Here is a 13,716-nt window from a genome sequence, read left to right as displayed (position 1 = left end):
CACCGCGCCATCATCCAGTCGAGGGATACCTATGCGTTCGATATTTGCCGCCACGGCGGTCGTCCTGATGTCCACCACCGCCGCTTCGGCCCAGCAGCTTCCCGCCAGCAACCCCTTCGCCGCACCAAGCACATTGCCCTACGAGGCGCCGCCGTTCGACCGGATCAAGGACGCCGATTATCAGCCCGCGTTGGAGGCCGGCATGGCGCAGCAGCGCGCCGAGGTCAGCCGTATCGCCAATACGCCCGCCGCGCCGACCTTCGACAACACGATCGTGCCGCTGGAACGATCCGGCCGGCTGCTCGAACGCGCTTCCAACGCCTTTTACGGAATCACCGGCGCGAATACCAACGACACGTTGCAGAAGGTCGAGACCGATCTCGCCCCCAAATTCGCCGCGCACCGGGACGCGATCAACCTCGATCCCAAGCTCTTCGCACGCGTCAAGACGCTGTACGACTCGCGCCAGTCGCTCAAGCTCACCCCCGAGCAGCTCCAGGTTCTGACGATCACCTATGAGGGCATGGTGAAGGCCGGCGCGCAAGTTTCGGCGGCGGACAAGATCACGCTCAGCCAGTACAACAGCCAGCTCTCGAGCCTGGAAACCGCCTTCCAGCAGAAACTGCTCGCCGCCGCCAAGGCGGGCGCGCTAGTCGTCGACGACAAGGCGAAGCTGGCCGGCCTGTCCGATGCCGAGATCGCCGCCGCTGCGGACGCCGCGGCGGCACGGGGCCTCAAGGGCAAGTGGGTGGTGTCGCTCCAGAACACGACCCAGCAGCCAAGCCTCGCCTCGCTGACCGACCGGGCGACGCGTGAGGCGCTGTTCAACGCGAGCTGGACTCGCGCCGAACGCGGTGGCGCGAACGATACGCGCGAAACCATCGCGACGATCGCGCAATTGCGCGCGAAGAAAGCGAAGCTGCTCGGCTTCGCGACCTGGGCCGATTACGTGCTGACCGACCAGATGGCGAAAACGCCCAAGACCGCGCTCGCTTTCATGCAGCAATTGGGCGCCCCGATCGCCGCCGAACAGAAGCGCGAGGCCGCCGAGTTGCAGGCGCAGATCAAGGCCGATGGCGGGACTTTCGCGCTGAAACCGTGGGACTGGGATTTCTATTCGGAGCGGCTGCGCAAGGCCAAATACGATCTCAATCAGGACCAACTGAAACCCTATTTCGAGATCAACAAGGTGCTGGAGGACGGCGTGTTCTACGCCGCCACGCAATTATACGGCATCACTTTCAAGCGCCGCACCGATCTGCCGGTCTACAACCCCGACGTCATGACCTATGAGGTGTTCGAAGCGGACGGCCGCCCGCTGGGCCTGATGTATTTCGACTACTGGAAGCGCGACAACAAGAATGGCGGCGCGTGGATGTCGAACTTCGTCAACCAGTCGAAACTGCTCGGCACCAGGCCGGTGATCTACAATGTCGGCAACTTCCAGAAGCCGGCGGCCGGACAGCCCGCCCTCATTACGTTCGACGACGTGACGACGATGTTCCACGAATTCGGCCACGCGCTCCACGGCCTGTTCGCGAACCAGACCTACCCGTCGGTCTCGGGCACCAACGTGGCGCGCGATTTCGTCGAATTCCCGTCGCAATTCAACGAACATTGGGCGCTCGATCCCAAGGTGCTCCCGCATTACGCCGTGAACTACAAGACCGGCGCGGTGATCCCGCAGCCGCTGATCGACAAGATCAAGCGGGCCTCGACGTTCAACACCGGCTATTCGTTCGGCGAGGCGCTGGCGGCGGCGGAAATGGACATGACGTGGCATTCGATCGGCGCCGACCTGCCACGCCAGGATGTCGACGCCTTCGAGGCCAAGGCGCTGACCGCGACCGGGCTGGACACGACCGACGTGCCGCCGCGCTACCGCTCCAGCTATTTCCTCCACATCTGGGGCAATGGCTATTCGGCCGGCTATTACGCCTACAGTTGGACCAAGATGCTCGACAACAACGCCTATGACTGGTTCGAGCGCAACGGCGGCATGACGCGCGCGAACGGCCAGCGCTTCCGCGACATGATCCTCTCGAAAGGCCACACCGAGGAATACGCACCGATGTTCCGCGCCTTCTACGGAAAAGACCCGGAGGTCGGGCCGCTCCTGAAGGATCTCGGGCTGAACGCGGACGGCACGAGGACCAATCCCTAACGCCGCAGCATCGACCGGCACCGCGCAAACGCGGGGTGCCGGTCGATAGGCCGATCGCGATCCACAGTATGGACGGGTCGAGAGCGAGGATTGCTCGCGCCGATCCAGCCTTAAACCTGGCCCAGAAACCCCGGCCGTGCGGGCGGACGACGGAGGCCTACCGGCGTCCGCCGCCTCCCGGCACCCTCACCACTTGCGCGCGGGAAATCCGGTCGCGACGGGTGCCTCGAGGTCCACTGCGGAACTGCCGACGGCGAAGCGGTAGGTGCCTGCCGCCATATCCCAGCGGCCGTCTTTCCATGTTGCGAGAAGGCGCGGGTCGATCGGAACTTCGAGAACGCGGCGTTCGCCGGGCTTCAGCGTCACCTTCGAGAAACCCACGAGACGGGTCGTGTCGCCAGCGGGCGTGCCGGTGAGATAGACCTGCCCGACTTCGGCACCGCTGCGCTTGCCGGTGTTGGTGACGGCGAAGCGCGCCACCGGCGTTGCCCCCGGCACGACCGTCAGCGGGCCATGTTCGAAGCGCGTGTAGCTGAGGCCGAACCCGAACGGGAACAGTGGCGCGGCATGGCGCTTGGCGAACCAGCGGTAGCCGACGTCGGCGCCCTCGACATTGTAGTCGATATCGAGGGTCTGCCCCGGTTTGCCGTACCCGAGGAAATCGGGCTCGATCGTGTCGCTGCCCGGCAGCTTCGGGCGCGGGAGCTGGTCGACCGATGCCGGGAAGGTCACCGGCAGCCGTCCCGACGGGTTCACGTCCCCGAACAGGATCGCGGCGATCGCCTCGCCGCCGCGCGCGCCGGGATACCATGCTTCCAGCACGGCTGCGGTCTTGTCGAGCCACGGCATCAACACCTGGCTGCCGGTTTCGAGTACGACGATGGTGTTGGGATTGGCCTCGGCGACGGCGGCGATGAGCGCATCCTGGCCATTGGGCAGCGACAGATCGGGGGCGTCGAGGCCCTCGGTCATCCACTGCGTTGCGAAGACGATGGCGACATCGGCCTTCTTCGCGGCGGCGACCGCATCGGCGATGTAGCGACCGTTGCGGAACACGACATCGGCCTTGGGCGCGCGCGCCACGATCGCCGCCAGCGGTGAGGAGCGCTGATAGGATTGTGCCAGCACGGCCGCGAACGGTCCGCCGACGGTCGGGATCGCCACGACGGGGCCACCGACGCCTTGCACCTGCGAGGAGCCGCCGCCCGACAGTACACCGCTGTCGGCGAAACCGCCGATCACCGCGATCCGCTGGGCCTTAGCGGCGAGCGGCAGGACATCACGGTTGCGAAGCAGCACGATACCCTCTTCGGCGACGTTCTGCGCCACCCGCGCATTCGCCGCGAAGTCGATCGGTGCCTTCGCTGGCGGATATGTGTCGATGCCGACGGCGTACATCGACCGCAAGATGCGGCGGTTCATATCGGTCAGCCGAGCTTTGTAGCGCTTGTCCCGCCGCGCCGCGTCGGAGAGTTCTGCGCCGAAATAGAGTTTCGCGTCGAGCTGTGCGCCCGATTGCTGGTCGAGGCCCTTGAGGGCGAAATCGAGCCCGTGGACGGCGCCCCAGTCCGACATCACGAACCCCTTATACCCCCAATCGTGCTTCAGCACGCCGTTCAACAGCGCATCGTTCCCGCAGGCCGAGGCACCGTTGACGCGGTTGTAGGCGCACATCACCGAGCCGGGATTGCCGCGTTCGATGGCGATCTCGAAGGCCAGCAGGTCGCTCATCCTGAGCGCCGCATCGCCGATCACCGCGTTGTGGAACTGGCGCCCGGTCTCGACCGCGTTGATGGCGAAGTGCTTCACCGTCGATATCACATGCCGCGACTGGATGCCGGTGATCGCGGCGCCGGCCAACAGGCCGGAATGCAGCGGATCTTCGCCAAGATATTCGAAGTTGCGGCCTCCGCGCGGATCACGGACGAGGTTGATGCCGCCGGCGAGCAGAACGTTGAACCCCTTCGCCTGCGCTTCGCCGGCGATCGTCGCACCGCCGCGCCGGATAAGGTCCGGGTCCCAGGTAGCGCCCATCGCCAGCCCCGATGGTAGCGCGGTCGCGCCGTCGCTGCGCAGGCCGCCGACATAGGATACGCCAAGGCTGGCGTCGGTTTCGGCGAGTGCCGGCACGCCAAGCCGGGGAACGCCCTCGACATATCCCGCCCCGAACACAACGCCATCGGGGATTTTCGTGGCGCCATAGGGAATAGCCATGATGCCGTGGGTGATCGTGACGCGTTCAGCGTCGGTCATCTGCTTCTCGACAGCGGCGGCGCGCGCGTCGGGATCGCTCGGCTTACTCGATTGTGCATGGGACGCGGCTGGTATCGACAGCGCACTCCCCATCGCCAACACCAGATACCGCCGCATCGTGCCCGCTCGAACCATCACCGCTCTCCCTGTGTTTTCATGCCTTCGTATCGCCTACAAAGCTCTATTATAAAAATAGAGGATTTGCATATATCCATCAGACGACGCTATCGATCCCGCAGGAGATGGATCATGCGCCGCACGCCGAGCCTGTCGAGCCTTCGTCTGTTCATGCAGGTCGCCATCACCCGCAGCTTCAGTGAGACGGCGCGGCTCGCCAATCTATCGCAGCCCGCGCTCAGCCGGACGATCAAGCTGCTCGAAGAGGAGCTCGGCGTTCGCCTGTTCGATCGCAATTCCCGCAATGTCGCGCTGACGCCGGCGGGCGCGGCGTTGCTTCCCACCGTCGAGCGTCTGGCCAGCGATTTCGATCTCGCCTTCGAAGAACTCCAGCAGACGTTTGCCGGGCAGCGCGGGCGCGTCATCGTCGGCGCGCTGCCGTCCGCCGCCGCCCATCTCCTGCCGGCGATCATCGCCGGGTTCCGCCAGACGCATCCGCAGGTCGAGGTCATCCTTCGCGATAACCTTTCCGGCGCCTTGTACCAGCAGATGCTCGATCGGCTGATCGACTTCGCCATCACCACCCGGCCCGGCTCCGGCGACGGCTTCCGCTTCGATCCGATCATGGATGACGAATGTGTGCTGGTGTGTCGCCGGCAGGATGCGGACGACATCGCCACGCCGGTCGACTGGACGGTCTTTTCGAACCGGCCCTTCATTGCGATGGAACCGCGCAGCAGCGTGCGGTTGCTGACCGACGCGGCCTTCGCCAAGACCGATCTGCTCGTCCGCCCGTTGTACGAATGTTCGCAACTGGCGACCGTAGGTGGCCTCGTCTCGGCCGGCCTCGGCATCACGCTGTTGCCGCTCTCGACCTTGCCGATGTTGGGTGTCGGTGGCGATGTCGCCTGGCGGCGGATGGCGCCGCCCCGCGTGTCGCGGGAAATCGGCGTCGTCCGTCTGGAGAACCGCACCGTGTCACCGGCCGCCGAGGCGTTTCTGGCAGCCGTGATGGCCGGCCTGCAATCGATATTAAAAGCTGATTGCTCCATCAGATAAGTCGAATTGCTGGATAGATCATCCAGCGGCATCATGGGCGGCACAAACCAACAGCCGATGCGGGAGGAGAAGGATGCTGGCGCTCATAGCCGCTGCGACGATCATATCGTTGCTCGCCGCGATCCTGTCGAATCGCGTGTCGCCGCTTGCCGCGCTGATCCTCATCCCGATCGCGGGCGCGATCGCGGCAGGCGTCGCACCGGGCATTCCCGAATATATCGTTGCCGGCCTCGCCAAGATCGCCCCGGTCGCCGGCATGTTCGTCTTCGCGATCCTGTTCTTCGGGATCATGACCGATGCGGGGCTGCTCGCGCCGCTGGTCGGCGCGGTGCTGCGACTGGTCGGCGAGCGCCCGTCGCGGATCACCGTCGGCACCGCGCTGCTGGCGCTGCTCATCCACCTCGATGGATCGGGCGCGGTCTGCTTCCTCATCACCATCCCCGCCTTGCGCCCGCTGTATGACCGGCTCGGCATGGACCGCCGCGTGCTGGCCTGCACGGCATCGATGGCGGCGGGGGTGAACTTCCTGCCCTGGACCGGGCCGACCCTGCGCGCGAGCGCCGCCTTGAAACTGCCGGTCGCGACGATCTTCACGCCGATGATCGGGGTTCAGATCGTCGGCCTCGTCTTCGTGTTCGCGGTGTCCTGGTGGCTGGGCATCCGTGAGGAGCGCCGTCTCGCGATCGAGCGACAGACACCCGCGTCGACCGGCCCGGCGATGGCAGCCAGTTCCAACGAACCCAGCGATGCCGAGCGCGCGCTGCGGCGACCGGCTCTGTACCCCATCAACGTGGCGATCACGCTCGTCGTGGTGCTGACGATGGTGACCGGACTGATGGAGCCGGTGGTCGTGTTCATGGCCGGCACCGCGCTGGCGCTCATCATCAACTATCCCACCGCCAGCCAGCAACGCGAGCGCATCGACGCCCATGCCCGCGCTGCGCTGATGATGGCTGGTATCCTGTTCGCCGCCGGCGCCTTCACGGGCATCATGACGGGATCGGGCATGATCAAAGCGCTGGCGGAAGCGTCCGTGGCGCACGTCCCCGACGCGATCGGCCCGCGCATTCCGGTATTGTTGGGATTCGCCGCGATGCCGCTCAGCCTGCTGTTCGATCCCGACAGTTTCTATTTCGGCGTGCTGCCGGTGATCGCCGAGGTCGCGGGCCATTTCGGCGTGCCAGCCGTCCAGGTCGGACAGGCGGCGCTGCTGGGGCAGATGACCACTGGCTTCCCGGTCAGCCCGCTGACTCCTGCCACGTTCCTCGTCGCCGGGCTGAGCGGCGTCGAGCTTGGCGCGCACCAGCGCTTCGCCATTCCCTGGCTGTTCGGAGCGTCGGTCGTGATGACGCTGGCGGCGCTTCTTTTCGGGATCTTTTCGATATGACCGCGCGGACGATTCGCATCGGTGCGGGGGCGGGTTTCTCCGGCGACCGTATCGAACCAGCCTTGGAACTGGTCGAACACGGCCAATTGGATTTCCTCGCGTTCGAATGTCTGGCCGAGCGGACGATCGCGCTCGCGCAGGCGGCGCGCCGGATCGATCCCGATGCCGGCTTCGACCCGCTGCTCGAGGATCGCATGCGGATGGTGCTGCCGGCGGCGCATGCGCGCGGGGTTAGGATCGTCACCAACATGGGCGCGGCCAATCCGGCGGGCGCCGCCCGCCTCGTCGCGCGGATCGCCCGCGAGCTTGGACTGGACGGGCTTCGCGTCGCCGCCGTCACCGGCGACGACGTGCTCGATATCGTGCGCGCCGGCGACTTCGCGCTGACCGATCGGCCCGGCACCAGCCGCGACCTCGGCGAAGCGATCGTATCCGCCAACGCCTATCTCGGTGCCGGCGGCATCGTCGCCGCGCTGGCCGGCGGCGCGGACGTGGTGATAACCGGGCGCGTCGGTGATCCGGCCCTGTTTCTGGGGCCGATGATCCATGCGTTCGGCTGGGCGATCGACGATTGGGAGCGGCTCGGCCGGGGCACCGTCGTCGGGCATCTGCTGGAGTGCGCGGGACAGGTCACCGGCGGCTATTTCGCCGATCCCGGCGTCAAGGACGTGCCGGATCTTGCGCGCCTCGGCTTTCCCTTCGCGGACATCGCGGCGGACGGCTCTGCGGTACTCGGCAAGGTCGATGGCTCGGGCGGATGCTTGTCAATCGCGACGTGCAAGGAGCAGTTGCTCTACGAAATCCTCGATCCCGGCGCGTATTTGCAAGCCGATGTCATCGCCGATTTCCGCACCGTCGGCTTCGAGCAGGTCGCGCCCGACCGGGTCGCGGTCAGCGGCGGCAGCGGATCGCCGCAACCCGATACGCTGAAAGTGTCGATCGGCTATGGCGATGGCTTCTTCGGTGAAGGTCAGATGTCCTATGCCGGGCCGGGCGCGGTCGCGCGCGGGCGGCTGGCGCTCGATGTCGTGCGCGAACGGCTCGCCATAACCGGCGTTGCCGTCACCGATCTGCGTTTCGAAATGATCGGGGTCGATGCGATCGACCGCACTGGGCGCGGCGACACGCCCGAACCGCGCGAAATCCGCGTGCGCGTCGCCGGTCGCGCCGCCACACGCGCCGCAGCCGAGCGGATCGGCGCCGAGGTCGAGGCGCTTTACACCAACGGGCCGTTCGGCGGCGGCGGTGCCGTCACCGCCGTCCGCGAGGTGCTGGCGGTCGCCTCGACGCTGATCGATCGCGCACGGATTTCGCCCGCCGTCCATTATGAGGTCGCCTGACATGATCCTGCGCGACGTGGCGCACATCCGCACCGGCGACAAAGGCGACATCTCGCAGATCGCCGTCATCGCCTATGCGGTCGCCGATTTCGACCTGCTGGCTGAACATGTGACCGCCGATCGGGTCGCCGCCCATTTCGCCGACCTGCCCGTCCGCAGCATCCGCCGCTACGAGCTTCCGGCCCTGGGTGCGCTCAACTTCGTGCTGGAAGGCGCGCTGCGTGGCGGCGTCACGCGCTCGCTCGCGCTTGACGCGCACGGCAAAACGCTCGGCGCGCAATTGCTCGATCTCGTCATCGACCCGGCCTGAAAGGTTCGATCATGCCAAAATCGCACATCTTCCTCGCGGGGTCCGCGCTCGCGATGCTGCTGGCGGCGCCGGCATCGGCACGCCTCGAACATATTCAGATCGACAGTGTGACGCCGGCCAAGACCGCCACACCAACCCGCTACGAAATCGTGCGTGGCCGTTTCTTCGGCACGCTCGACCCTGCCGACCCGCACAATCGCATCATCACCGACATCGAAGGCGCGTCGCGCGACACGCACGGGCGTGTCGCCTATTCGGCGACGTTCGCGATCGCGCGACCCGTCGATCCCGCCAAAGCGAGCGGGGTGCTGTTCTACGACGTCCCGAACCGCGGTGGCTGGCCGATCGACGCCGATCCCGACGGCAACGTCCGCGTGATCAGCGGCTGGCAGGGCGATCTAACGCCCGGCGCCGATGTCCAGTCCGCCAGCGTTCCCATCGCCCACGCGCGCGACGGCGGCCCGCTGACCGGGCCGGTGCTCGCCCGCTTCGTCGATATGCCCGCCGGCGCGACATCGCTGCCGATCACCGGCAGCATCGGCAAGCCGACCGCGCGGCCCGCCCCGGTATCGCTCGATACGACCAAGGCGCGGCTGTTCCGACAGACCAGCGACGCCGCGCAACCCGTCGATATCGCTTCGGGAGACTGGGCCTTCGCCGATTGCAGCACGACGCCGTTTCCGGGCACGCCCGATCCGGCGAAGCTGTGCGTGCGCGGCGGCTTCGATCCCGCTTATGCCTATACGCTGATCTATCAGGGGAAAGATCCGCTGGTGCTCGGGATCGGCTTCGCCGCGACGCGCGATCTCGTCGCGTATCTGCGCAGCGGCAAACCCGATGATCGCGGCACCGCCAACCCGGCGGGGTCGATCCGCTGGACGGTGGCGAGCGGAACGTCGCAATCGGGCAATTTCCTGAAGAGCTTCGTCAATCTCGGCTTCAATGCCGACGAGGCCGGCAAGCGTGTGTTCGATGGCGTCAACCCGAACATCGCCGCGCGGCAGGTGCCGCTCAATCTGCGTTTCGCGGTGCCCGGCGGCGCAGCGACGCTCTACGAACCCGGCAGCGAAGGCACCTTGTGGTGGGGCCGCTATGACGATGTCGCACGCGGTCGCGGCACGAGCAGCCTGCTCGATCGCTGCGCGGCAAGCCATACCTGCCCCAAGATCATCGAGACGTTCGGTTCGGCCGAATTCTGGGGGCTGCGCATGTCGCCCGGGCTGATCGGCACCGATGCCAAGACCGATCTCCCGCTGCCATCCGGTGTCCGGCGCTATTATTTCCCGTCGGTCACGCATGGCGGTTCGTGGACGGGCGGTTTCAAGAGCGAGGGTGATCCCAAATCGCCGATCTGCGCGCTGCCCGGCAATCCCAACTCGTCGCTCGAAAGCCTGCGGGCCGCGCAAGGCATGTTGATCGCCTGGGTGCGCGAGGGCAAAGCACCGCCGACGAGCCGCTACCCGACGCTCAGAAATGGCGATCTCGTCGAAGCGAACGACGCCGCGATCGGTTTCCCCAAATGGCCGGGCGCACCCTCTCCAGAGGGCAAGCTCAACGTGTTTCTCGATTACGATATGGGAACCGGCTTCACGTACCATGATGTGAGCGGGGCGATCACACGGCAACCACCGCTCGTGCGCGGTGTTATCCCGTCGCGGGTGCCGCGCGTGAACGCGGACGGGAACGAGACGGCGGGCGTCCCCTCGGTGCAACTCCAGGTTCCGCTCGGCACCTATCTCGGCTGGAACATCCAGTCGGTTGGCTGGGGCAAAGGCGGCGGCTGCGGCTTCTTCGGCGGCTATGTGCCGTTCGCCCGCACGCGTGCCGAACGGCTGGCGACGCACGACCCGCGGCCATCGCTCGAAGAGCGCTACCGCGATCACGCCGGGTTCGTGGCGCAGGTGCGCGACGTCGTCGCCAAACAGCAGGCGAACGGCTGGCTGCGCGCCGACGACGCGCAAAAACTCATCACACAGGCGGTCGAAAGCGACGTCCTCGTCACGCGCCCGTAACTATCAGTTCAACGCATCGATCAATCAAAAGATTATATTTCTGTTCTGGAACGGAACAGGCCACTCAATACAGCGACAAGAACGTCCGGGGCCGGGCGTCGTCGAGAGGATGCAAGGCCAAGTCGCCCGCGACCTGCCTGATACGACCGCCAGTGTTCCTTTGGCGGCATGATCCCTCGCGCGTCCGGCACTCCGGCCACAAAAGGGGAAACTGCCGGTGACACATCAGCTCGCATGTCCGCATCGCCTTCTCGGCGGTCTCTCGATCACCGCGCTCGCGCTGATGCTGGCCACGCCCGCGACGGCGCAAGTCGCCGATCCGCAGTCACCGGCCGTCGATCCGCAAACGCCGCCGGGGCCCGCCCCCGAACAGATCGCGCCCGACATCGTCGTCACCGGTTCCTATCTGCGCAACGTGCGGCAGGAAGATCGCGCATCGCCGATCCTGTCGATCGATTCCGCGAATCTGGCCAAGACCGGCGTCACCTCGCTCGGTGACATCACCCGCTTCATTCCGCAGAACGTCGGCAGCGCCGGCGGCATTCAGGATCTCGCCAAGGGCGGCGGCGCGGATTCGCGCGATACCCGGTCCGCCAATCTGCGCGGGCTCGGCGCTGGCGCGACCCTGGTGTTGCTCAACGGCCGGCGGGTCGTACCGGCCGACGGGTTCGTCAACCTTAACAGCCTGACGCCCGAGATCGCGATCGACCGGGTCGAGACCGTCCTCGATGGCGCATCCTCCACCTACGGCGCTGACGCGGTGGCGGGCGTGTTCAACGTCATCACCAACACGCGCTTCAACGGCCTGAAGGTTTCCGCGCAGTATACGCACATCGACGATTCGCCGGCTGCCACCGTTCAAGCGATGTGGGGCATCGGCAACGACCGCTTCCACACCGTCACCTCCGCCGCCTACCGGTATCAGGCCGGGCTTCAGAACAGCCAGCGCGATGTGACCAATTTCTTCAATCCATCCTCGGGCGCGGGCGCCAATCCGGGCGCGTTCACGCTCTATTCGCGCCCGCAAACCGCATCCGGCGGCGATGTCGTGCTCAACGGCAACAATTATTCCGCGCTGTATGATCGCTTCAAATCCTCCGCCGGCACGGTGACGGTCGTCGATCCCAATTGCGGCTCATCCGCGAGCAAGAGCCGCTACGTTCCCTCGGCGAACAGCCCGGGCTTCGGCCTCGGCTCGTGCCAGTTCAGCTTCCAGGCGCAGAACCCGATCCGCCCGGAGGCGAAGAGCTACCTCATCCACAACGACACCTCGTTCGAGGTCGCGCCGGGCCAGACGTTGTTCGCCGAGATCGGCATCTATCATCAGGATTCGAACCGCCGCAGCGTGCCCTCTTACGCACAGAACCGCGTCGGCGCGCGTCCGCCGATCGTGCCGGCGAGCAACCCCTACAATCCGTTCGGCGTCGATGTCGCCTTCATCGGCCGAGCGATCGGCTCGCAGGGCTTTCCCGGCTATCCGTATCGCCTGATCCAGGACAAGGTCGATCAGGGCCAGTTCGTCGTGGGCGCGCGTGGCAATATCTCTGGAAACTGGAAATACACCGCCAACGCGACCTATTCGCGCGCGGACATTTCCTCGACCGACCGCGATACCGACATGAATCTCTTTCAGGCGGCGCTCAACGGCTACGGCGGGCCGAACTGCAACATCCGCTACAGCGGGCCGGGTGCGGGCGCACAGCCCGGTGCCGGCAACTGCCTCTATTTCAGCCCCTTCACCGCCGATGTGTCCAAGATGGACCCGTCGCTGATCTACAATCTCCAGAGCAACGTCACGACGCTGTCGAAGATCGAATATATGATCGGCGAAGCGGTCGTGAACGGCTCGCTCGCGCAGATCGCCGGACATTCGCTCGACGTCGCGGTCGGCGCGCAATACCGCAAGGAAAAGCAGTCGAACACCTATTCTGACCTGCTGTTGAGCGGCTTCGGCGGCTTCCTCGGGCCGAACCGCAACACCGCCTTCAGCCGTGAGGTCAAGAGCGTGTTCGCGGAGGCGAATTACGAACTCGTCACCGGCCTCAACATCAACGCCGCTGCGCGTTATGAGGATTACGGCAATTTCAGCACGACCGCGCCCAAGATCGCGGTGAACTGGCGCGTCCTGCCGCAACTGTCGCTGCGCGGCTCGGCGAGCAAGGCGTTCCAGGCGCCGAGTATCGCCAATTCCGCCGCCGTGCTGATCTCCACCAACGTCGCCAACATCATCGATCCCCGCGACGGCACGACGACCTTCCGGTCGGTCCAGCAATACGGCAACCCGAGCCTGCAACCGCAGAAGGCGGACGTGTTCAACGTCGGCGCGACGCTGCTGCCGATCCAGAACCTCAGCCTCTCGGTCGATTACTGGCATTACAAGTACAAGAACCAGATCCAGCTTCAGAATGGCCAGGCGGTGATCAACGCCGATCCCAACGGGCCGAACGTCATCCGCGATGCGAGCGGCGTGGCGCAGTCGGTCATCGTCTCCTCGTACAACGCCCCCAGCGGCACGGGCACATCCGGCGTCGACATCGCGGCGAACTATCGCTTCGACATCGGCACGGCGCACATCACGCTGCGCAACAACCTGAGCTATCTGGCGACCTATGATGTCGACACCGGCACGGTCGTTTATGATGGCGTCGGCCACCGGAACAACTACCAGACCTCACCCCTCACCTCGGCAGCCGCGCCGCGCTGGCGCAACCTTGCCGGCGTCGATGTGTCGATCGGCGATCACTTCATCTCCGGCACCTGGCGCTACGTGTCGAGCGTGATCGACGACTATCAGCAGGTCGTCGGCGCGCCGACAGTCGCGCGGGTCGGCGCATGGTCGGTGTTCGACGTGCAATATGGCCTGCGTTTCGGGGCGGACAAACAGTACGAACTCACGCTCGGCATGATCAACGCGTTCGACACCGCGCCTGCCAAGGCTCTGTACACCGGCTTTCTCTCGACGCTGGGCGACCCCTATGGGCGTCAGGCCTATGTCCGCATCGGCGCGAAGTTCTAAGCCGTTTGATTTGCTCGCCTCTGCCGCCGTCTGGACTCCCCGGAGAGCCAGACGGCGC

8 protein-coding genes are annotated in these 13,716 nt (G+C 65.8%); 7 read left to right on the top strand and 1 reads right to left on the bottom strand.

The features are described from left to right. Nucleotides 1-31 precede the first annotated feature (31 nt). Nucleotides 32-2,164, top strand: a complete 2,133-nt coding sequence (locus tag EWE75_RS12780) for a M3 family metallopeptidase (RefSeq protein WP_130158059.1) — start codon at nt 32-34, stop codon at nt 2,162-2,164. Nucleotides 2,165-2,350: 186 nt separating this feature from the next. Here EWE75_RS12780 and EWE75_RS12775 read toward each other — a convergent pair whose 3' ends face one another. Beyond that, the gene (locus EWE75_RS12775; protein WP_130158057.1) at nt 2,351-4,552 is read right to left on the bottom strand and encodes a beta-glucosidase family protein; all 2,202 of its coding nucleotides are present in this window, start codon (nt 4,550-4,552) and stop codon (nt 2,351-2,353) included. A 114-nt stretch (nt 4,553-4,666) separates the two neighbouring features. On the opposite strand from EWE75_RS12775, the gene EWE75_RS12770 reads away from it, so the two are divergent. From EWE75_RS12770 to EWE75_RS12745, 6 genes are all read left to right on the top strand, one after another. Continuing rightward, nucleotides 4,667-5,593, top strand: coding sequence for a LysR family transcriptional regulator (locus tag EWE75_RS12770; protein ID WP_165388372.1), 927 nt, complete (start codon nt 4,667-4,669; stop codon nt 5,591-5,593). Between the two features lie 73 nt (nt 5,594-5,666). Further along, nucleotides 5,667-6,980: a CitMHS family transporter gene (locus EWE75_RS12765; protein WP_130158052.1), complete on the top strand. Its 1,314-nt coding sequence runs from the start codon at nt 5,667-5,669 to the stop codon at nt 6,978-6,980. Next, the gene (locus tag EWE75_RS12760) at nt 6,977-8,320 is read left to right on the top strand and encodes an acyclic terpene utilization AtuA family protein (RefSeq protein ID WP_130158050.1); all 1,344 of its coding nucleotides are present in this window, start codon (nt 6,977-6,979) and stop codon (nt 8,318-8,320) included. Before EWE75_RS12765 ends, EWE75_RS12760 begins: the two co-directional genes overlap by 4 nt. 1 nt (nt 8,321) lies before the next feature. Further along, the gene (locus EWE75_RS12755; RefSeq protein ID WP_130158048.1) at nt 8,322-8,630 is read left to right on the top strand and encodes an AtuA-related protein; all 309 of its coding nucleotides are present in this window, start codon (nt 8,322-8,324) and stop codon (nt 8,628-8,630) included. Between the two features lie 11 nt (nt 8,631-8,641). Beyond that, nucleotides 8,642-10,642 carry an alpha/beta hydrolase domain-containing protein gene (locus EWE75_RS12750; protein ID WP_130158046.1) on the top strand — a complete coding sequence of 667 codons (2,001 nt, stop codon included), beginning with the start codon at nt 8,642-8,644 and terminating at the stop codon, nt 10,640-10,642. A gap of 217 nt (nt 10,643-10,859) precedes the next feature. Continuing rightward, nucleotides 10,860-13,658, top strand: a complete 2,799-nt coding sequence (locus EWE75_RS12745) for a TonB-dependent receptor domain-containing protein (RefSeq protein WP_130158044.1) — start codon at nt 10,860-10,862, stop codon at nt 13,656-13,658. The last annotated feature ends 58 nt before the right edge of the window (nt 13,659-13,716 follow it).

The organism is Sphingomonas populi (genome assembly GCF_004208535.1).
In the GTDB taxonomy this organism is placed as follows: Bacteria; Pseudomonadota; Alphaproteobacteria; order Sphingomonadales; family Sphingomonadaceae; genus Sphingomonas; species Sphingomonas populi.
The sequence above is the reverse complement of the archived record's forward strand: the minus strand, read 5'-3'. Positions and strand labels throughout refer to the sequence as shown.

Coding starts and splice junctions, on each gene's coding strand:
- EWE75_RS12780 (WP_130158059.1), top strand. CDS start 32: ATGCGTTCGATATTTGCCGCCACGGCGGTCGTCCTGATGTCCACCACC.
- EWE75_RS12775 (WP_130158057.1), bottom strand. CDS start 4,552: ATGGTTCGAGCGGGCACGATGCGGCGGTATCTGGTGTTGGCGATGGGG.
- EWE75_RS12770 (WP_165388372.1), top strand. CDS start 4,667: ATGCGCCGCACGCCGAGCCTGTCGAGCCTTCGTCTGTTCATGCAGGTC.
- EWE75_RS12765 (WP_130158052.1), top strand. CDS start 5,667: ATGCTGGCGCTCATAGCCGCTGCGACGATCATATCGTTGCTCGCCGCG.
- EWE75_RS12760 (WP_130158050.1), top strand. CDS start 6,977: ATGACCGCGCGGACGATTCGCATCGGTGCGGGGGCGGGTTTCTCCGGC.
- EWE75_RS12755 (WP_130158048.1), top strand. CDS start 8,322: ATGATCCTGCGCGACGTGGCGCACATCCGCACCGGCGACAAAGGCGAC.
- EWE75_RS12750 (WP_130158046.1), top strand. CDS start 8,642: ATGCCAAAATCGCACATCTTCCTCGCGGGGTCCGCGCTCGCGATGCTG.